At 59.6% G+C, this 18545-nt stretch carries 15 protein-coding genes; 6 read left to right on the top strand and 9 right to left on the bottom strand.

Features of this window, described 5'->3' with window-relative positions; all coding sequences use genetic code 11:
- Window positions 1-26: 26 nt before the first annotated feature.
- Window positions 27-1223, top strand: a complete 1197-nt coding sequence (locus ACMDCR_RS24345) for a restriction endonuclease (protein ID WP_413989103.1) — start codon at window positions 27-29, stop codon at window positions 1221-1223.
- 94 nt (window positions 1224-1317) lie between these two features.
- Here ACMDCR_RS24345 and ACMDCR_RS24340 read toward each other — a convergent pair whose 3' ends face one another.
- Window positions 1318-1839, bottom strand: coding sequence for a hypothetical protein (locus ACMDCR_RS24340; protein WP_413989102.1), 522 nt, complete (start codon window positions 1837-1839; stop codon window positions 1318-1320).
- A gap of 267 nt (window positions 1840-2106) precedes the next feature.
- On the opposite strand from ACMDCR_RS24340, the gene ACMDCR_RS24335 reads away from it, so the two are divergent.
- A complete protein-coding gene (locus tag ACMDCR_RS24335) occupies window positions 2107-2343 on the top strand; it encodes a helix-turn-helix domain-containing protein (protein WP_413989101.1) in 237 nt (78 codons plus the stop codon).
- Between the two features lie 820 nt (window positions 2344-3163).
- Here the strand turns inward: ACMDCR_RS24335 and ACMDCR_RS24330 are convergent.
- Both ACMDCR_RS24330 and ACMDCR_RS24325 read right to left on the bottom strand, forming a co-directional pair.
- Window positions 3164-6508 carry a tetratricopeptide repeat protein gene (locus ACMDCR_RS24330; RefSeq protein WP_413989100.1) on the bottom strand — a complete coding sequence of 1115 codons (3345 nt, stop codon included), beginning with the start codon at window positions 6506-6508 and terminating at the stop codon, window positions 3164-3166.
- 727 nt (window positions 6509-7235) lie between these two features.
- Window positions 7236-8504, bottom strand: a complete 1269-nt coding sequence (locus ACMDCR_RS24325; protein ID WP_413989099.1) for a hypothetical protein — start codon at window positions 8502-8504, stop codon at window positions 7236-7238.
- Between the two features lie 304 nt (window positions 8505-8808).
- Here ACMDCR_RS24325 and ACMDCR_RS24320 point away from each other — a divergent pair, with 304 nt between their 5' ends.
- The 3 genes from ACMDCR_RS24320 to ACMDCR_RS24310 all read left to right on the top strand — a co-directional run bounded on the left by ACMDCR_RS24320 (window position 8809) and on the right by ACMDCR_RS24310 (window position 11735).
- Window positions 8809-9585, top strand: a complete 777-nt coding sequence (locus ACMDCR_RS24320) for a methyltransferase (protein ID WP_413989098.1) — start codon at window positions 8809-8811, stop codon at window positions 9583-9585.
- 189 nt (window positions 9586-9774) lie between these two features.
- Window positions 9775-10050 carry a hypothetical protein gene (locus tag ACMDCR_RS24315; protein WP_413989097.1) on the top strand — a complete coding sequence of 92 codons (276 nt, stop codon included), beginning with the start codon at window positions 9775-9777 and terminating at the stop codon, window positions 10048-10050.
- A complete protein-coding gene (locus ACMDCR_RS24310; RefSeq protein WP_413989096.1) occupies window positions 10047-11735 on the top strand; it encodes a recombinase family protein in 1689 nt (562 codons plus the stop codon). The genes ACMDCR_RS24315 and ACMDCR_RS24310 overlap by 4 nt, the downstream gene beginning before the upstream one ends.
- A gap of 309 nt (window positions 11736-12044) precedes the next feature.
- Here the strand turns inward: ACMDCR_RS24310 and ACMDCR_RS24305 are convergent, their stop codons facing one another.
- The 6 genes from ACMDCR_RS24305 to ACMDCR_RS24280 form a co-directional block, all read right to left on the bottom strand.
- Entirely contained in the window at window positions 12045-12506 is a 462-nt protein-coding gene (locus ACMDCR_RS24305; RefSeq protein WP_413989095.1) for a MarR family winged helix-turn-helix transcriptional regulator, read from the bottom strand.
- Between the two features lie 20 nt (window positions 12507-12526).
- Entirely contained in the window at window positions 12527-13243 is a 717-nt protein-coding gene (locus ACMDCR_RS24300) for an SDR family oxidoreductase (protein ID WP_413989094.1), read from the bottom strand.
- Window positions 13244-13312: 69 nt separating this feature from the next.
- Window positions 13313-13687, bottom strand: a complete 375-nt coding sequence (locus tag ACMDCR_RS24295; RefSeq protein ID WP_413989093.1) for a hypothetical protein — start codon at window positions 13685-13687, stop codon at window positions 13313-13315.
- A gap of 32 nt (window positions 13688-13719) precedes the next feature.
- Window positions 13720-14601, bottom strand: a complete 882-nt coding sequence (locus tag ACMDCR_RS24290) for an NmrA family NAD(P)-binding protein (protein ID WP_413989092.1) — start codon at window positions 14599-14601, stop codon at window positions 13720-13722.
- 1351 nt (window positions 14602-15952) lie between these two features.
- Window positions 15953-16447, bottom strand: a complete 495-nt coding sequence (locus ACMDCR_RS24285) for a carboxymuconolactone decarboxylase family protein (RefSeq protein WP_413989091.1) — start codon at window positions 16445-16447, stop codon at window positions 15953-15955.
- 116 nt (window positions 16448-16563) lie between these two features.
- Window positions 16564-17529, bottom strand: coding sequence for an RNA polymerase sigma factor (locus tag ACMDCR_RS24280; protein WP_413989090.1), 966 nt, complete (start codon window positions 17527-17529; stop codon window positions 16564-16566).
- 717 nt (window positions 17530-18246) lie between these two features.
- Here ACMDCR_RS24280 and ACMDCR_RS24275 point away from each other — a divergent pair.
- Entirely contained in the window at window positions 18247-18447 is a 201-nt protein-coding gene (locus tag ACMDCR_RS24275; RefSeq protein WP_413989089.1) for a hypothetical protein, read from the top strand.
- Window positions 18448-18545 lie beyond the last annotated feature (98 nt).

Here is an 18545-nt window from a genome sequence, read left to right as displayed (position 1 = left end):
GACCTCTCATTACATGGGGCAATTAGATGCCTGAGATGCTGGCAGATCGCCGCTATGACGATCTATCACTGCAGCTCGAAATCAAAAGTGCCCAGGCTTCAATCGAAGCCTGGGCCATCAAACATGACCTTTGGTTTGATTGTGGGTTCAAATCCTACTTAGACCACGTGGACGCTGAGCCGAACGGGAAAGCCCCCGTGGCCTTCATCATGTACTTCAGTTCGACGTTTGAGAACGTCATCTATGGCGAACTGGAAGGGGAATTTACGGACCTGCTCGACACCCACGGCTTCTGGTACGAGAACGCCGATGGGACCAACCTGTACTTCTATCCGGCCGATGGCCCGCGCCGCGCCGCCTATGCCAACTACTTTCATTGGGAGTGGATCTGCCACCTTGTTCAGCCTGACTTGGCTGACGTCTATGAGGAACTATACGCGCACTTTGCTCGGCGGCCAGTCGACCTGCAGCGGCTGGGATGGCGCGAGTTTGAGATTCTCCTCGCCCGGATTTTCCAGACCCAAGGCTTCACAACGGAGCTGGGGCCGGGTCGCGGCGATGGCGGTATCGACATAAAGCTGTTGCAGCGTGACCCGATCGGCGATGTGCTGACCCTGGTACAGGTTAAGAAATACGCAGCGAGGAACAAAATCGGGCTCGAGGCGGTCGCTGCACTATCTGGAATCGCCGGCGTTGAGGGGGCGCAGCGAAGCCTCTTCGTCACCACATCTTCTTACTTGCCCGTGGCCAAGCGCTTCGCCGCGCGTACTTCCGGCGCTCTCAAGCTCTACACGTCGGCCGATGTCGCACAGTGGTGTCAGGCAGCCTGCAATGGGATAATCGAAGACAAGTCATCGCTCGTCTCGCCGGGGGCTGTCGAGCAGTTGATCCGCACAATAGGTCAGCATACCGATCCTCGCGTCGTTCACGCCCATGCCGGCTATAACATGGTTCTCAACAGCTTCGCGCTTGTGCTGAGAGAGACCAAGCATGCAGCGCTACTGATGGCCTTACCTCGTACTATTGTTTCCGACGACGGCTATGGTCAGCGCGGAATCGAGATTCCTAGCCTGGACGAGACCGCCCTGCCGATGCTCAACGCCGCCTGCGTGTGGCGCGCGAAGCGGAAGGTCGACCCGTCCGGTGTGGTACGCTATTGGGATGGCCGCAACCTTTACTGTGCGTGGGATGGGACGCCAGCCTATTTCGATCATTGCGACTGAAGGTTTCCTGCGGAGGAAATCGCGTAATACATCTTCACGAAGCTCCATCTCTCGTGAGACAGCAACGTACGCTTTCCGCTAGTGGCCCAGTGTCTCAAACCGTGAGACCGAGCGGCTGATGCATTATTCGGGTGAGGTCGCCGCGGATCTTGCGAAGCGCCGGCCACGGGAATTCATCGCATGTTTCGCTTGGTGCTTCCGTCTCGATCAGTGCATCGATCTTCGCGGCGATGCCGAGAATTGAAATCGCCTCGACCGAGAACAAACGCTCGGCGAACCGTGCCTCTTCGGCATAAGTAGCCACTTCCTGCTGCAGAGCGGCGGAATAGCCGAGCCTTTGGTCGGCCTCCTCCCAGCGCGCGCTATGAGCATGAAGTTCAGCGGCCAGAAAGGTCTGCGACTGGCGAATGGACGGCACCTTCATCGCAAGTTCATCGAGTGCCTGCAGCGATGCAATTCGCACCGGCTGCGGTAGCTCGGGAGCGTTGAAAGTGACACAAGGAAAACCAACCGTGCGCGCCAGTTCGGTCTCTAAACGTTGTTGTTTTCGGCACGAGTTGAGTGCTTTGCGGTGAGCTGAACGCCAGGATTTCCACGCAACGAGGGCGGGGTCCATTCGTCGCTGGGTCGTCGGCCTCAACGCTCCCGTGTGAACGAAAGCTGTGCCACCGGCTGTAGTCAGAAGGGCCGAGAGAACATCCCTTCGTGAGAGTCCAGACAGAGTCGTGCTAGTCTCAGAATCAGCCATGATCCGAGCTCCATACAGCTTGGGTTGCGGTCAGGCTGGATGCGTGTGTCCGCACGCATTCAGCCGCTTTGCGACAAAAACCTTACACCGCGCGATAACGATGCTCAACATAAATCACCATAATATAGTGATTACATGACCCCGCTTCAGTGCAAGATGGCCCGAACGGCGCTTGGGTGGGGTGTGATAGATCTGGCACGTGAAGCGCATGTTTCGACGCAGACAGTTGTGCGTTTCGAACGTGGGGACCAGCTCAAAAATCACACCGTGGACAATCTGCAAAGCGCCATGGAAAATGCCGGCATTCAGTTTATTCCGGAGAATGGAGGCGGTGTCGGAGTGCGCTTGAAAAAGCCTTCGTCAGGCGACTAGACAGCCAGCAATGTGTATTTCGGCCGAGCCTTCGATGCCCTTCGTGGTGGCTGCACTATGCAAGAGCCTGACTGACGACCGCTGTATTTCGGTGGCTTCGGGCCAATCGAATGGCAGATGATAGTGTTGCAGAATGCATCTCAACAACAGCAAGAGTGCAAGCCAGTGGCCATTTGACTGGCGGCGATTTTGCATGCCGTTCACCGGCGGGATACAGAAGTCAGTGCGGAATATCGTGATTGGGGTCTGTAGTGTTATATCGTACTACGTCGCGTGTTTGAGGTTATAGGCCCAGGCGCGGGAAGCAGTACGACCGTGATGGCCAGATAAAAGGCCGCAATGTGCGGCTCGGTCGGCCGATTGTTTTTTCTCATATTTTTCGCTGATCGCGCAATGTGCGGCCTTGCTGTACAATGTGTTCTTGCGTGCCACTATCTTGTTTATCCTCGTTTTTCCGAACATTGCAGGCACCAGCGATGGCTGAGGAGAACGAATTTCGGCCGGGACCCGGCCGCGCTCGATCTTCGCGCAGTCAGCGGGCCAAGCCCGTCGTCGCGCAGGCGCTCGCTGCCGTCTGAGGAGCAGGTGGCGGCCGTCGTCCTTGCCTCAGATGAGAGCGCATAGATGACGGGCTCTGACATGCTCGCCGGCGGCGGCATCAGCAACATCTGAGGGTTGACTGAGTACAAAGCCTACCGGCCGTGTGGAAACCCTGCGGAGCAGGCCGACCCATGAACATTCAGGCCTCGAAGCTGACCCCTTGAGCCGCACGAATTTCGGAACAGCGGTTCTTGAATTTGAAGTGAATGGGTAGGAGAATTCAGCCTTCGCGAGCACCGTCGTCGTTGGTGCGGCTGAGGCTCTTGATGCAGTCGGCCTCGCCTCGCAGGCTGCCAACCTTGTGGTAGAGCGGCAGTGCCTGCTCATAGGCTATGCGCGCGGTATTGTGGTCCGCGCTGGCCAGGGCGATATCGCCGAGGCCCTTGATGCAGTTGGCCTCGCCGAGCAGGCTGCCGACCTTGCGGTAGAGCGGTAGGGCCTGCTCATAGGCGGTGCGCGCGGCGTCGTGGTCCGACCGAGCCATGGCGATATCGCCGAGGCTCCTGATGCAGGTGGCCTCGCCGAGGAGCCTGCCGAGCTTACGGTAGAGCGGTTGGGCCTGCTCATAGGCGGTGCGCGCAGCGTCGTCGTCTGAGCGGGCCATGGCGATATCGCCGAGGCTCCGGATACAGTTGGCCTCGCCGAGCAGCTCGCCGACCTCGCGATAGAGTGGTAGAGCCTGCTCATAGGCAGTGCGCGCGGCGTCGTGGTCGGAGCAGGCCATGGCAATATCGCCGCCGCGCTTGATACAGTTGGCCTTGCCGAAAAGGTCACCGACCTCGTGGTAAAGTGCCAGGGCCTGCTTATAGGCGGTAAGCGCAGCGTCGTTGTCTGAGCGGGCCATGGCGATATCGCCGAGGCACTTGATGCAGTCAGCCTCGGCTATCACGCTGCCGACCATCCGGTAAAGCCGCTGGGCCCGCTCAAAGGCGGTGCAGGCGGCGTCATGGTCGAAGAGGGTCAGGGCGATATCGCCAAGGCTCTTAAAGCAGTCGGCCTCGCCGAGCAGGTCGCGGACCTTGCGGTAAAGCAACAGGGCTTGCTCAAAGGCGGTGCGCGCGGCGGCATGGTCGGAGCGAGCCAGCGCGACGTCACCGAGGCACCGGGTGCAGTCAGCCTCTCCGGCCAGGCTTCCGGCCTTGCGGAAGAGCGGCAGTGCCTGCTCATAGGCAGTGCGCGCGGCGGCGTGGTCGGAGCGGTCCAGGGCGATGTTGCCGAAGTGCTTTATGCAGTTGGCCTCGCCGAGAAGACTTCCGACCTTGCGGTAGAGCGGTAGAGCCTGCTTATAGGCGATTTGCGCGACGTCATGGTCGGAGCGGTCCAGGGCGATAACGCCGAGGCCCAGAATGCAGCCGGCCTCACCGAGCAGGTCGCCAAACTTGCGGTAGAGGGGCAGAGCCTGCTCATAGGCGGTGCGCGCGGCATCGTGGTCGGAGCGAGCCAGGGCGGCATCGCCGAGGCTCCGGATGCAGTTGGTCTCGCCGACTAGGCTTCCGACCTTGCGGTAGAGTGGCAGGGCCTCCTCATAGGCGGTGCGCGCGGCGGCGTGGCCGGAGAGATCCCGGGCAATATCGCCCAGGCCCTTGATGCAGTTGGCCTCGCCGAGCAGGTCACCGATCTTGCGGTAGAGCGGCAAGGCCTGCTCATAGGCGGTGCGTGCGGCGTCGTGGTCGGACAGAGCCTCGGCCATGTCGCCGAGGCTCCGGATGCAGTTAGCCTCGCCGAGTGGACTGCCGACCTTACGGTAGAGCGGAAGGGCCTGCTCGTAGGCGGTGCGCGCGGCGTCGTGGTCGGAGTGGACCCGGGCGATATCGCCGAGGCTCTGGATGCAGCTGGCCTCGCCGAGTGGGTCGCCGACCTTACGGTAGAGCCGCAGAGCCTGCTCATGAGCGGTCCGCGCGGCGTCGTAGTCGGACCGGGCCAGTTCGATATTGCCGAGGTGCTTTAAGCAGCTGGCCTCGCCGAGCAAATCGCCATTTGATTGGCAGACTTTCGACAAATCCGTCAGTATCGGTGCCGGCAACAAACCAATATAAGTAAGTCGGGAGAAGCCGTATAACGCTGCCATGGCTCGCGCCGGTTGATTGGCCAATATGACCCGACGCATTGCAGCGACGATGTTGGGGTACTCCGGCACAAGCCGGGCCATGACACCTTCGCCGTCTTGGGTGCCGATTTTCCCCCCCAAGGTTTGCGTTAGATTGAGAAACCTCGTTGACACAGCTTCGCTGTCGGCTGGCTCGGTCATTTGCTTGATGCGTGCGTATTCACGAATAGGTGAAAGCAAATCCAAGCGGCTTCCGCGCTTTACCGCCAGTCCGATGCGTCGCAGTCTCTTCTCGGCATCAAACCCATCAATGCCGAGAATTGCGTCCCGATCTTCGGAGACGACTCCGGCAGGCGATTGCCCGAGGACCTGGAACAGGCGCAATGCCAGTGGTGTCATGCGACTGGATTCAAGTGATAGTGCGATTGAGCGTTCCAGCGACGTTAAGCGACTCGGCTCATAGTCAGGATGAGTGGCCAGCTCCGTACCTTTTTCGACCCATCGCTGCCAAAGCTCTGCGAGCGACGTCTCGCCAAAGGCGAGATGCGCGACGAGCTCGATCGCTAGCGGAAGACCTTCGAGCGCGGTAAGGAAACGCGGAAAATCAGGATCTGCCGCAAAGTTTTCGTGCGCAATCCTTCGAAACAGGGCCCCGTCGAAGGGCGGCTCAAGCCGACTTACCAGATGTATCAAGGCCCAGGATGGCCCACGCACGAGATCTTGACCGCGAAACGATGCGAGAAGCGCAAGGCCGGGAACGTCGGCCAACGCAGCCAAAGTGGCCTCGGTCGCGCGGCGCTCCGAAATCGAGTCCCACGGGGTTTCCAGATTATCAAGGACGAGGAGGCCGGGATTTTCAGCGAGATAGGCTAACGCGGCCTTGAAGCCCTTTTGCTTGTCGATGCCCACGGCCTGGAGAATGGCGTCTTGCAAAAGCGCTGCCGTCCCGGCGGTCTCAAGTTCCACGAACCACCTATTAGCTTGGCCGAAGCGCGCAATGACATCGAAATGAGCCCCAATCGCCACCGTCAGAGCGGATTTGCCGATGCCTGGCGACCCTTGAACGAGGACCGCCCGGGCGGAGGTCTGGGCGAGCAGTCCATCTAAGATGGACGCAACGTCTTCTTCGCGGCCAAGGAAATCGGCGGTAAGCTGAGGAAACTTAGGAGCGCCTTGGGCGAATTTCTCGCCTTTCTGCCGAAGCTTCCCGTGGGCCTGCCGAAGCTCAATGCACCAGGGATCATCGGCGCGAGCTGTGCCAAATATTGCTCGTAGAATAGCCTCAATGTCGTTTGGCCGTGTGCCCGTACACCAATAGTTAACCGTTCGGGTCCGGTTTTCAATGTCGAGCTCATCGTAAATTTCAAGCGCCAGATCCTTCGGTGTCCATGGCTTTCCTCGCCGCTTTGGACTGCCATCTGGCCTTGTCCCGTTTTCAAGATGCCATTTCAGTAGCTCCGTGAACCCGCCACCATCTGGATAAGGCTCAAGTTTTCCGAACTTTTCCGACGACGACATCGCGATTTCCGACCAAAGCGTATTTGTGAGGAGCCGTTGATCTTCAACGGGAGCTGCCTCAATGTCTCACCTTCAGACCGTAATTATCGCCGTCGCGAGCTGCAATCTGCACTTCTGCGTTTATGGACCATACGGGTTCACATTAATGCTTCGTGCCGCCCTCTATCAGTCGGAACATAAATCGGACGAGGCGCGCGAGAACCTGGTGCATGGTGCTGTGTATCTGTTGCTCGGCGTCTTGTCGTGACGGGTAACGCCAATGCTGGCGATCCACCTTTTGGAGAAAGCAAGTGGGATAGCTTAAGGACGGCGACCTGACGCGGCCAGCCGATGTCGACCATATTGGGTTGAAGCTCGCCCATTCGGTAGACCACAATTCACTCCCTTGTTGGCCGAATGACGCGGCCCTCGAAGAAATCGATACGCTTCTCGCCTTGTGGTCGTTCGCCGGGCGCCGCAGCGACCGCGGAGATATTTGGAGAAGGCGCTAGCCAACGATGCGCTGCGCCATCTCGGATGGTCCAAGTGCTTGAGGTCGATGCGGCCCTTGTGGTCGCATCGTCGGCATTCGAAGGTCAGGGTCGTCCAACCCAATTCCAGCGCTGGCCCGACGACAAAATCGTAGCTTGACTATGTCTAAAAGGTGATAGGTCGGGTTTTGATCACTGGGGTCTCAGCGGAAGCAGCACGACACAGATGTCATTCGCGATCATGAATCCGCTCGCATTTAAGGATATTTTGATTGGTAGCGTTCGTCCGGCGTTCTCCATGCCATGACAAACTCCAATGGGTTCTGTGAACCGAGGAACTCCCGAACCATGTTCAGTCGGTCAAGAATTTGTGCACGTTCCTCTTGAGGGAGGTTATTCGTCCGCTCTTCCACACCCCGTAAGAACTGCTCCACGGCTGTGACCTGGGACCAACGTTGGATTATCTGTGCGAGATCCTCGCGGCTTTCCTTAATCGACTGCTCGACTTTTCGCCTGTCCTCCTCGCGTCGAGAGCGCTCCATGGAGGCAAGCCACTCCTGATGGCGGATCTCTGCTTGACGATCCGCCTCCTTGAGTTTCGGCACCAGTTCCACAGCAGCATTCTCGATAGCTTTGACGATTTCGGGGATGCGTCTATCCAGTAAAGCTCTTGAAGTCTCATTCCATTCCTGAAGCCAGGAAACCTTGCGGTACGGACAATAGGTTACGACCTTCAGACGACCCGAAGGGATCTCATTGGTGGTTGTCCAAGTATAGGTGTTGTCATATCTCGATCGCTTTTGCAGAACATAGTCCGACTCTCGGATGTACTTTCCATTTCCGGCGTAGCGCATCAGGACCTTCTCTGACATCTCAATGATAGAGAGACCGATGGCTACAGTGCCGATGTAGGCGACGGTGGGGCGATAAGGCGACCATAAACCCGTGTGGTGGTATTCTCGCTTCTTCTCCGGCTCTTCGCGCTCATCAATTCCCACCCGAGCGACTTCTTCATTGGAAGAGGCGATCATCACGCGATGACCTGACGCCTCCAGCCGATTGAAAAGGTCGTTAGCGAGGGCGAGGCTCTTTTCGAGACACGCCTTTGACGTGACTACGTCGACGAGCAACTTCTTGTATGGTTTCAGGTAAGTTTCGTCCTTCACCTCCCGCCCGCTCTGGAAATGGTGACGAGCACCCCTGATCAATCCATGAACGGCTTCCTTCGAGACGCGCAGACGTTGCCTCTTTTCCCGAGACGCCGGCAGATAGACAGGCTTCGTTGGGGATGGAAGTTCACCGTCCCTTGTCCAAGACACCAAGTCCCCAGGGCGCGCCTCGGGGAATGGATCTCGCGGTGGTGCCTTTCCGACAGCCGCTTTTGCCCAATAGCCAGCCGCGGGGCGCGGCACGTTCAATGCCGTGCAAACGCGAGCCATGTAGCTGCTGGACACTTGGAATTGCTCCGCAACCCTCAGCATGGGCTTGGACCAGACTAATTCATAAAGTTCTTCGCGCCCGACCACCAAAATCTCCTGTTGTGTTTATGAACTCCCGCGTCGGATTGCAGGGGTAGACCAAGGGGAGGGAGAGCTCTGCTCTCCCTCCCCAGCAAGCATGAACTGGGGGCTCCCCGAGATTCTCTTCGCTGCGCTCAGACAATCTCGCCGCCGCGAGCGGCGGCGCCCCAAGGGGCGGGCGATACCCCTCCCCAGTTCATGCTTGCCCCCCACCCACACGCTGCTCCGCGCGAACTCGGGAAGCAGGCGGAGGCCTGCTTCGCCGATCTAGGGAAAGAGCAGCAAGATGGGCAAGTTGAGCAAAGCTGAGATGAAGGCGCACGCTGAGGCCGAAGCCTTGTTGAGGAAGGATACGCTGAGCGAGGACGACAAGGATTTCGTCCTTGCGAATTGGCATCCGGATGCGGAACACAATGTCGCCGCTGCAGGCGTGTTCTTCACGCCGATGGGTCTGGCGGCCGATTTCGCCCTTGAACCGGGGTGCGGCCGGGTGATCGACCTGTGCGCCGGGATCGGCGGTCTCGCCTATTGGGTCCAGCAGCGCTCGAAATGGCGAGGTGCTGTGGACTTGACCTCCGTCGAGATCAACCCACGCTTTGTCGAGATCGGACGCAAACTGCTGCCGGAGGCGCGATGGATCTGTGTGGACGTGCTCGACTGGCGGGAATGGTGGCATGGCGAGCTTGAGGGAGCCATGTTCGATTGGGCCATTGCCAACCCGCCCTTTGGCAAGCTGGCGGCACCGGGCGCTCGTCGCGGCTTCAGATCGTTCGAGTTCGCCGTGATCGATATCGCCTCTGAGATCGCGGACAACGGCGTATTCATCCTGCCGCAAAGCTCGGCATCGTTCCGCTATTCGGGCCGGCAACGCTTCGAGCGGCTGACATCAGGGCCGGGCGCCGCGTTCGAGCAACAGACCGGATTGTTCATGGACTGCGGCATCGGCATCGATACCAGCATCTACCGCGATCAATGGCGTGGGGTGGCACCCCTATGTGAGATCGTCACCGTGGAATTCGCGGAATGGCGGGAACGTCGCCGAGCACAGGCCCTTGAAGACAGACCTCGGCAACTCGTCTTGCTCTGAATGGTACGCTGCAGGTGGCATAGGAGCGAAGGAACGCTGGTTGTCGCCTACGATTCAGATTTGACGCCTGGGACGAAACCGCAGCGCGCAAGTCATTGCACGCTGCAGCCCCATGCCATGAACTTCGCGCTTTCCTTCGCTCTTCGAAGGCATCTGATGACAGGTCGATCCATCTTTTGGAGCGACCTGATGGTAGAGGAAACCAAGATGGGGCCGATCGTGTCGGCCCCGGCCAATGGCAACATCGATCCTGTCGAGCCCGAGCGTGATACCGACAATACGGCCCGGGCAAAGCTGGATCGCACCGTGCTCGATATCGCTCGGCTGATCGGTCGGCAGTTGGCACGGGAAGCGTTCGAGAAGCAGCGGCCGGCCAATGACAATCGGCCGAGTCGCCGAGAGGAAGAGGGCAGGGGGAAGAGGGTGAAGCCCCCTGGAGACCAGAGAGAGGATGATCCGCCATGACTCGTGCCGCACTCTATGCCCGCTATTCCTCCGACAGCCAGCGGGATGCCTCCATCGAGGATCAGTTCCGGCTGTGCCGCGAGCACGCGAGCCTCGAAGGCTGGAGCGTGGCGGGAAGCTATCAGGATGCGGCGATCTCCGGCGCCAGCACCGTGTTGCGGCCGGGTTTCCAGCAATTGGTGCGCGATGCCCAGCGCGGCCTGTTCGAAGTGGTGCTGGCCGAGGCGCTCGACCGCATCAGCCGCGACCAGGCCGATGTCGCCACCCTGTTCAAGCATCTCAAATTCACCGGCGTCACCATCGTCACCCTGGCCGAGGGCGAAATCAGCGAACTGCATGTCGGCCTTAAGGGCACCATGAATGCCCTGTTCCTGAAAGACCTTGCCCTGAAAACCCATCGCGGTCTGCGGGGCAGGGTGGAGAAGGGCAAGGCCGGGGGAGGCCTATGCTACGGCTACCGGGTAATGAAGAAGCTCGACGCTGAAGGCGACCCGATCCGCGGAGATCGCGAGATCGTGCCGGAAGAAGCGACCATCGTGCGCCGTATCTTCCGCGAATTCGCTGCGGGCAAGAGCCCGAAGGCCATCGCCGTTGGTCTCAACACGGACAGCATCCCCGGTCCGCTCGGCCGGCACTGGGGCGATACCAGCGTGCGGGGACATGTGATCCGCGGCAACGGCATCATCAACAATGAACTTTATACGGGTGTGCTGGTGTGGAACCGTCAGCGCTTCGTCAAGGATCCTGCCACCGGCAAGCGCGTCTCACGAGCCAATCCGCCGAGCAAATGGATCCGCACCGAGGTGCCGCATCTTCGGATCGTCGAGGACGAACTGTGGCAGGCCGTGAAGGAAAGGCAGAAGGCCATCGCCAGCCAGTTCGAGGCGGCAGCCATAGGCACGCGCACGGCGAGAGCGAGGAAGCTGCACACCATGAAGCGGCCGGTCTCCCTGCTTTCCGGCCTCTTGACCTGCGGCTGCTGCGGCGGGCGCTACGGCCTCTCCCAGCGTGACCGCTATGCCTGCCTCAACCACCAACGCCGGGGCACCTGCGACAACGGCCGCACCATCACCCGCGACAAGATCGAGCAGCGTGTCCTGTCGGGCTTGAAGGAAAGGTTGGTCTCGGCCGATTCCGTGGCCGAGGCGGTGCGAGCGTATGCCCAGGAAACCAACCGACTCAACCAGGAGCGCCGCGCTCAGAGCGAACAGGACCGCAAGGCGCTCGACAAGATTGAGCGCGCCATCGCCGGCATGATAGCGGCGATCGAGGATGGCCTCTATCAGCCGACCATGAAGGCAAGGATGGAGGACCTGGAGCGGCAGAAGGCCGAGATCACCGAACGCCTGGCACAGGCTCCCAGCGATGTTCCCGACCTGCACCCCAAAATCTCCACTCTCTACCGCAAGCGCGTGGAGCAGTTCACCCAGACGCTTGCCGACCACGAAGATGGCCGCCAGGCCGCCGAGGCGTTGCGCTCGCTGATCGGGGAGATCATCCTCACGACCGGCGACAAGCGCGGCGAGGTGCATGCCGAGCTACGCGGCGAGCTGTTCGGCATCCTCGAATTCGTCGATCCTGAACGAAATCAAAGGATTGGAGAAGTTATGACAAAAGGGGTTGCGGGCCCCCGCAACCACTCCACAATGCGCAGTGCTACGACTGCCTCGTCCCCTGTCCCATGAAGTTTTGGGTAGGTTCGAGTGCGCTTCGACAGAAAGTCGGACTCCGGCGCCATAGCGCCCGCGGGGCGAGAGGTACGTCCACTACCTCATGGGCGTGTCGCAGGGAGTTGCAGAACGGCGAGCTCGTGCGGGTTCTTGCCGACTGGCGGTTGGGGGAGCTTCCGGTTCACGCCTACTTCCCAATGGGGCGAACTACCCGTATGGCGGCACGCGCTTTCACCGACTTCATCGCCGCGGAACTGCGCAGCGCCATGTCGCTTGGTCCAGGGTAGAGGCGCTGAGTTCCGTCGCGGCGCTCAGTCTGGCGATTCAGTCATCAGATGAGTTCGCCCTTGTCACGCCGACGACCATGTTGCTCAAGGCTCCTCGCAGCGCAGCGACATTATCTGCACCATTCAATTGCGCGAACTGTCGTTGAGCTTCATTCCAAAGAGGGGCCGCTTCGTCGTGAAGACGGCGCCCCGCTCGGGTGAGTTCGATCACGCGGCTTCGGCCATCGGTGGGCGAGGGTTGGATTCTGACCAAGCCGTCACGTTCCAGAAAGCCAACCATCTTGCCCATCGCCGTCCGTTCGATGTCGAGCCGCTCGGCAAGGGCGTTGACAGGGGTGCGCCCCACTTCGTTCAGGGCTGCCAAGGTGAGGAACTGCGTAAGGCGTAGGCCCGCAGGTTCAAGGTGTGCGTCGTAAAAGCGCGAGATCTGCCGGTTCGCCTTCCTCATGGCGAAGCAGTTGCATTGATCGATTCCAAGCGGTTGGCTGACCGACTGCATCTTTCTTGCCCTTTCGATTTCTATTGAAGCCCCGCCGGCGGTCTGATGTAGCCGGGCACCTCAGCGGCAAGCGTCCTCTTCAAATCCTCCGTCCCTTTGTCGGCCATGATCTCGCTCTTGCCGGCAATGAGGGCGTCATAGGCCTGGCGCACCACGTCCTCGGGGCTGGCTTTCGGCACATCGATGCCGTTGGTGAGGTCGGTATCCACGAACCCGACATGCAGGCCAAGAACCTGGATGCCACGCTCGCGGAGGTGAAAGCGAAGCTGGTTCGTGAAGCTCCAGGCAGCCGTCTTCGACGCGGCATAGGGTGTCAAATAGGGCCGCGGAAGCCAAACGATGTCGGAAAGCACGTTGATGATGGCCGCCTGCGGCTTGGCCGACAGAACTTGCTCAAAGGCCTGCGTGACGCGCACCACGCCATAGTAGTTGGTATCGAACATGCGGGCCGACTGCACTTCGACGTCGGCCGCCAAGGGCCCGTCGATCAGAGCAGCGATGCCCGCATTGTTGATGAGTAGAGTCGTATCCGCCGCCAATTCAGCGGCTGCGGCGATCGAGGCCTTATCCGTGACATCGATCCTGACCGGAACAATGCCGGGCTCTTCAAAACCACTTGTGTTGCGCATGCCAGCGTAGACCTTCGCAGCACCGCGGCGACGGGCCTCTCGTGCGAAGGCCAAACCCAGGCCGCGATTGGCGCCGGTAATGAAGACTGTGGCGTTGGTGAGATCCATGACGAGTTGCCTTTCCAAAATCTTGGCTACGGGCATCCAACTGCTGTCGTCAGCCCGAGCGTGCGTGGTTCAAAGAAAAAGGCTCTCGGGTAGTTGCTGGGAAAGCGCCCCCCGCAGAGACGCAGCAAGCGAGAGAACCGAGCCGAGCGGGCTCATGCGAACGCTCACCCGTGGCACGGAGCCGTCCGGGTTGTGATCGACGACAACGACGGCGTTCAGGCGTTCTCCGTTCGCCAGAACGGCCTCGTACTCCAGAAAAAGGCGCGAACCGACCGTCTGGAGAAACGTAGGGGTCTGTGAGGCGTAGAAGGTTCCCACGGCGTCGACGGCGCGCCGGATCTGATCGCGTCCGATCACAGGCCCTCGCAGCACCGAGCTGATCAGCTCCGCGTCAACAGTGAGATCGTCCAAGAATGGGTGGCGTCCGCCCTGATCGTTTGACATTGTACAGCTCCCTTGCCTCTCCAAGCCCGTGCTCAGGCAAATGCGGCTCGATTGTGAGCGATAAATTGCTGGACAGAGAGGGCCGGCGTTCCGCTGATCCTCTCGACTGTGTCATTGGCTCCCGAGAAAATACCGTCGCGGTAATTCTGGGCGACCTCGACAAGGTGCTGGATCAGGAACGGCGAGAATTTGTAGAGAGTCTCCATCTTGCTCCGGAATTCTTCGATGGAGATCGGCGCGTATTCGATCTTTGCGCCAAGAACCTCGCTCATGGCAGCCGCGATCTCGGTGTGGTTCATTTCGACCGGGCCGGTGAGAGTGTAGGTCTTGCCCTCATGGCCTTCCGGATTGGCCAGGATATGGGCGATGACGCGCCCCTGGTCGTCGCTCGCGATGGGCGCGTGGCGGCCATTCTCGAACGGAAATTCGATCGTCTTCCTTGCCCAGATCTCCTTCGCGAAATGCGGGTAGACGAGCCAGTCAGCAAAGAAGGTCGGGCGGAGATGTGTTGTCGGAACATCTGACCAGTCGAAGACTCGTTCCGAGACCCAGTGATCCTGTGCAGCATGGCTCGCTGATTCTCGCCGCGCCGAGATCTGCGACATGTTGACGATCGTGGTGACACCGGCTTCCTTTGCTGCCTGAGCGAAGTAGGCCGCAGCGCCGATGATCCCGGGCGCGATCGGATGCAGGAAATAAGCGGCTTTGGTGCCATCCATGGCAGCGCGAATATCATCGATGTCGGTGAAATCGCCGATGGCGACATCGACCCCGCGCTGTCTCAGGGCCGCCGCCCGCTCATCATCGGTGCGGACATAAGCCCGCACGCGCTTGCCGATCTTGAGCAACTCGTCGATCGCTCCACCCCCGGTCCGCCCGGTCGCGCCACTGATCAGAATGTCTGCTTCGCTCACGGCCTTGGTCCTTTTCCATATGAGAGCATATGCTCGTAACTGTCAAATAGGAGCATATGCTCTTATTGTCAAGGGGCCGCGATCATGCCATGCTCGACGATCGTCAAGCTCGCTTCCCCGTGCGCGTTTGAGGGGGCCATGGTCCGCTCGGCGGCTTCTCGGGCCAGGTTTTCGGCTTGGCAAACACCTACGCGATGGAATTGAGGTCAGCGCTGTATGGCGGCTGGAAGAGCAGCTTCGCGTGGCCAGCGCGATTTGCGGTGCGCACCGCATTGCCGTTGATGCCGCCGAAAATGTCCATGACGACAATGTCGCCGGGCGTCTACGCTGCTAGCTTTGGTATGGCGCTCTCGACCAATCGCAAGAATGGGTGTTGCCAGCCCCCGCAACCACTCTGCAGCGCGCTACAATGACTTGGCCTACGATCCTTTCCGCCAGGTTGCGCCGAACCCGAGGTAGGGAGCGCGCACTACGGATCAAATGGCCGTCCCGAACGATAACCGCCAGAGAAATCGGATTTTGCATAACGCCGTTTATGGCCGGCAGACGCTCGCCCGTTCCTATTAGGCCCGGGCACATGCGGCGGTACATGCTATCAGACTGCCGCCTCCTACCGATGCGGACCCTGAGGGGTATCAGTGACCTCCTACTATTGGCTGTCTTCGTCCGCCTGCCGGATGGCTGCTACCATGTGGTCCGAGGGTCACGAAAATGCTGAGTTGGATGAGGAAGGTGCTACGCCGGGCCTTTGGCCTGTCCCCGGAGATTAGTCCAGGGGAACGCCACGACAGATTCATGCGGCGCTGCGTTGGATTACCGGACGGTAGCCGGTGTCCCCGCGACAGCCAAGGACGCTTCTCGGTCGCAATGCGGCCCCGTGGGGTCAAGGAAAGAGAAGGCCACGGCGCACTGGCACTTCCCACACGGCACCCGCTCCCGATGCTGCGTTCCTGGCCATGGTGAACGTCACGCTGAGTGTCTTCGGGCCGCCTTCGTGATCTGAAATCGACGCCGCCACCAGTTTTCATACGGCCAATCGATGCAACTCGAGACGAATGCGAAGTCGTGACCGGCCTTTAAGTGACGACGTACTTTCCAGCGCGCCTACAAACGATCGGTGTTGTTTAGGATACTCATGCGAAATCGGCATGACGGGGTCTGCTCTCGTGGAGCCAGTGTACTATTTTGCGAATACTGACCGTACGCTGAGATGTGCGTTTTGCTGGCCGCTTCCTGTGGCGCCAAGGACCGTTGCTGGAAGTGTCATGGGGTTGCCTCCATTGGAGGATCTGTCTGGATGGCGGCCCCGCACGGCAGGGCCGCCTTGTAAATTTTGCAGGACACCGAGCGCCTAAGGCTTGGCTGCAGTGTCGCCACCGAGATCTTTTTTGAACTGTGCCAAGTCAACCTGCATGCCGTTGAACACCGTGCTCCAGTGCCGTTCCAATGCCGACACCGCAACAGCCTCCTTAATTTCCTGGTCGCTCGCACCGGCCTTTTTGGCGCTTTGGGTGTCCGACCAGATGCAATACTGACAAGGTATCTGAGCCGCTACCGCAAGCCCGATGAGCGCCTTCGTCTTTGCGGACAGGGCTGTGTCGTCGCTGAATTCCAGGGCTTTTGCCTCATTCCAAGCGCCCGGTAGAGCGGCCTCCGGAAATGCCTTTATGAACTCAGGCACCTTGCCGAAAACCTGTTCAATTTCCTTATGGGTCTGAGCAAGCGAACCAGACATGTCGTCGGCTCGTGCCGAGGCCCATGGCGCCACAACGAATAGCACGGCGGCGGCTGCCATAGCTGTAAGAGAGATTGGCGAATTTGTGGCCTTTGGGACAACTGCGGTCATTTTTAAACTCCTCCTCCTCGTGGAACTGGCATTGGCCATTCCTGGAACTGAGGAGATGCTGCCGCCTTTGGAAAAGTTCACCTCATCGACATTTTCGATGCGAGTTTACGGGGAATCTAATCCTCAAAGCGCATCTGGCGTGGAGCGAGGTGAATGTGCAGGCGCGATACCTGGAACGCGCCTTCTCGCATGACAAGGACGCAGCCAGGCGGACAATGATCGGGTGTTTCTGGCGGATTGATAAACGCACCTTCGATGACCGTCAGATTGCCGCTGGCCATGATCCGGAGAGGAGCGATACGCACGCCGGTGTGCAAGTCGTCATCCACTTCGACCTCCAAATGCGCGCGACCGACTGACCGCGTTCCGGTCGACCATATGAGCTGCAAATCGTCTGCGTAATGCGCAAGAAAATCGTCCCGACGCCCGCGATAGAGCTCCTTGAAGGCCTCCTGGTAGAATGCCTGCCGATTGGATAGGCAAATCTCGTGCTCATCGTCGTGCTTGTCTGCCAAAGCCAAGAGGACTTTCGAAAGCCGGGTCTTGGCCTCGAACAGTCTGCTTCGAATAGTCCCTATCGGCACGCCAAGGATCGCAGACATTTCATCGTAGGAGTTACAGCAGCTGAAGTAGCGCAAGATCACGGTAGCGCGCTGCAGCTCTGGCAAGTCCTGCAAGGCCGTCCAGACCCAATCTCGCAATTCTTGATTCTGTATTGTGCTCTCTATGCTCTCCGCTTCCGACATTTGCCCCAAAAAGCGGGCGGCTTCGTCAAGGCGTGCCTGGGGCCAAGCGCGTCGGCGATGCATCAGGCATTGGTTCTTCAAAATTGCATGCAACCAGCCCCCGATTGCCGCAGGCTCTCTCAGTTGGTGAAGTCGCCTCAGCACAATGAGAAAAGTATCGTGCACGACATCTTCTGCGTCACTGGTGTACCCGAGTAACGCGACGGCGGCCGCGTAAAGCCGTGGGCGATATCGTTCAAATAACAGAGAAAGGCTGGTGGTGCAGCCGTTTATCGCCGCGAAGACGATCTCCGCTTCTTTGGCCTCTTTTGTTGGAGCTGGATCACCGTGATCCATGGCGCCACCCCGAGTGTCCCGATCATGCCCAGTGCCTGGGACGTCCGAGAAATACGACCAGGCAGCTGTTTGAAGACCTGCTTCGCGGTGCCTGACTAAAAAATGATAACTGCTGCCACCGCCCCTGCCAGCTGTACGAATATTGACTCCCCTCTGTTACTGTTTTTCAACCCAGAGTTACCATCATTGAGGGTGGGGCATGAAGATCTCGGGCTGCACGAACTTGTTTTTGAGCCAGTCCTTGTTGCGCCCCGAGCGATAGGGGTAGTCAATCCGCTGGCGATGATACACTCGAGGCCCAGCTCACAGGCCCGGTAAAGCCGACTTTTCCTGAGACACCGATCTCCTCGCTCAGCCTATGCGTACCGTCGCAGGCGAGGTTCTCGAGCATGGCGCGGCGATCGGCAAGATCCGTGCTTCAGCAGCCACACGCCGGCGTCACCGACTGATTTCGATTTCTGCCACCCCACACTTATTCATGATAAAATATTTTGACCGGTTCAATGGCTCCGCCCGGAGCGCGAAACGAAACAAAGGTTCGACGGCGAGGGTATCATGACGAGCATTGTGAGACAGGTCTGCTCTCAACTTGACAGCCGACTGACTGCGGCTGAAGCGGCGCTGGCGGCCGATAGGACTGCATCTCCGGTCCTCGCAGCGGTCGTAGCCGAGTTTCGGCGAAAATTTGTGAAGACACGGCCTGCGATGGAAGGCGATATGGCCCCCGGCGAACGCGAGGCTGTAATCGAATTGGAGCAAGCGGCCGATAGCGCCAAGTGGGCGGCGTTGGCCGACCCAGGCGCCTCCGAGCAGGCAAAGCTGGCGGTCGTTTCCGCTCACGACTCCATCTGCTGGTTCAAGGCAACCGGCGGCCTCCTCGATCGCGAGTATGCCGAGCCAGACCCGCTCGCTTACTGACTGGAAGCATCAAGGGCAGCCACCAGAACCCGACCTAGGAGGTCACCGGCGCGCCTTACAAAGGAACTCGAGGCACGCCACGCCGCCTAAGCACGATC

It is taken from the genome of Labrys okinawensis, from assembly GCF_047345005.1.
Classification (GTDB): Bacteria; Pseudomonadota; Alphaproteobacteria; order Rhizobiales; family Labraceae; genus Labrys; species Labrys okinawensis.
The sequence above is the reverse complement of the archived record's forward strand: the minus strand, read 5'-3'. Positions and strand labels throughout refer to the sequence as shown.

What these genes read in the sequence shown, in the direction of transcription:
- ACMDCR_RS24345 (WP_413989103.1), top strand. Translation starts at nt 27, where the DNA reads ATGCCTGAGATGCTGGCAGATCGCCGCTATGACGATCTATCACTGCAG.
- ACMDCR_RS24340 (WP_413989102.1), bottom strand. Translation starts at nt 1,839, where the DNA reads ATGGACCCCGCCCTCGTTGCGTGGAAATCCTGGCGTTCAGCTCACCGC.
- ACMDCR_RS24335 (WP_413989101.1), top strand. Translation starts at nt 2,107, where the DNA reads ATGACCCCGCTTCAGTGCAAGATGGCCCGAACGGCGCTTGGGTGGGGT.
- ACMDCR_RS24330 (WP_413989100.1), bottom strand. Translation starts at nt 6,508, where the DNA reads ATGTCGTCGTCGGAAAAGTTCGGAAAACTTGAGCCTTATCCAGATGGT.
- ACMDCR_RS24320 (WP_413989098.1), top strand. Translation starts at nt 8,809, where the DNA reads ATGAAGGCGCACGCTGAGGCCGAAGCCTTGTTGAGGAAGGATACGCTG.
- ACMDCR_RS24315 (WP_413989097.1), top strand. Translation starts at nt 9,775, where the DNA reads ATGGTAGAGGAAACCAAGATGGGGCCGATCGTGTCGGCCCCGGCCAAT.
- ACMDCR_RS24310 (WP_413989096.1), top strand. Translation starts at nt 10,047, where the DNA reads ATGACTCGTGCCGCACTCTATGCCCGCTATTCCTCCGACAGCCAGCGG.
- ACMDCR_RS24305 (WP_413989095.1), bottom strand. Translation starts at nt 12,506, where the DNA reads ATGCAGTCGGTCAGCCAACCGCTTGGAATCGATCAATGCAACTGCTTC.
- ACMDCR_RS24300 (WP_413989094.1), bottom strand. Translation starts at nt 13,243, where the DNA reads ATGGATCTCACCAACGCCACAGTCTTCATTACCGGCGCCAATCGCGGC.
- ACMDCR_RS24295 (WP_413989093.1), bottom strand. Translation starts at nt 13,687, where the DNA reads ATGTCAAACGATCAGGGCGGACGCCACCCATTCTTGGACGATCTCACT.
- ACMDCR_RS24285 (WP_413989091.1), bottom strand. Translation starts at nt 16,447, where the DNA reads ATGACCGCAGTTGTCCCAAAGGCCACAAATTCGCCAATCTCTCTTACA.
- ACMDCR_RS24280 (WP_413989090.1), bottom strand. Translation starts at nt 17,529, where the DNA reads ATGGATCACGGTGATCCAGCTCCAACAAAAGAGGCCAAAGAAGCGGAG.
- ACMDCR_RS24275 (WP_413989089.1), top strand. Translation starts at nt 18,247, where the DNA reads ATGGCCCCCGGCGAACGCGAGGCTGTAATCGAATTGGAGCAAGCGGCC.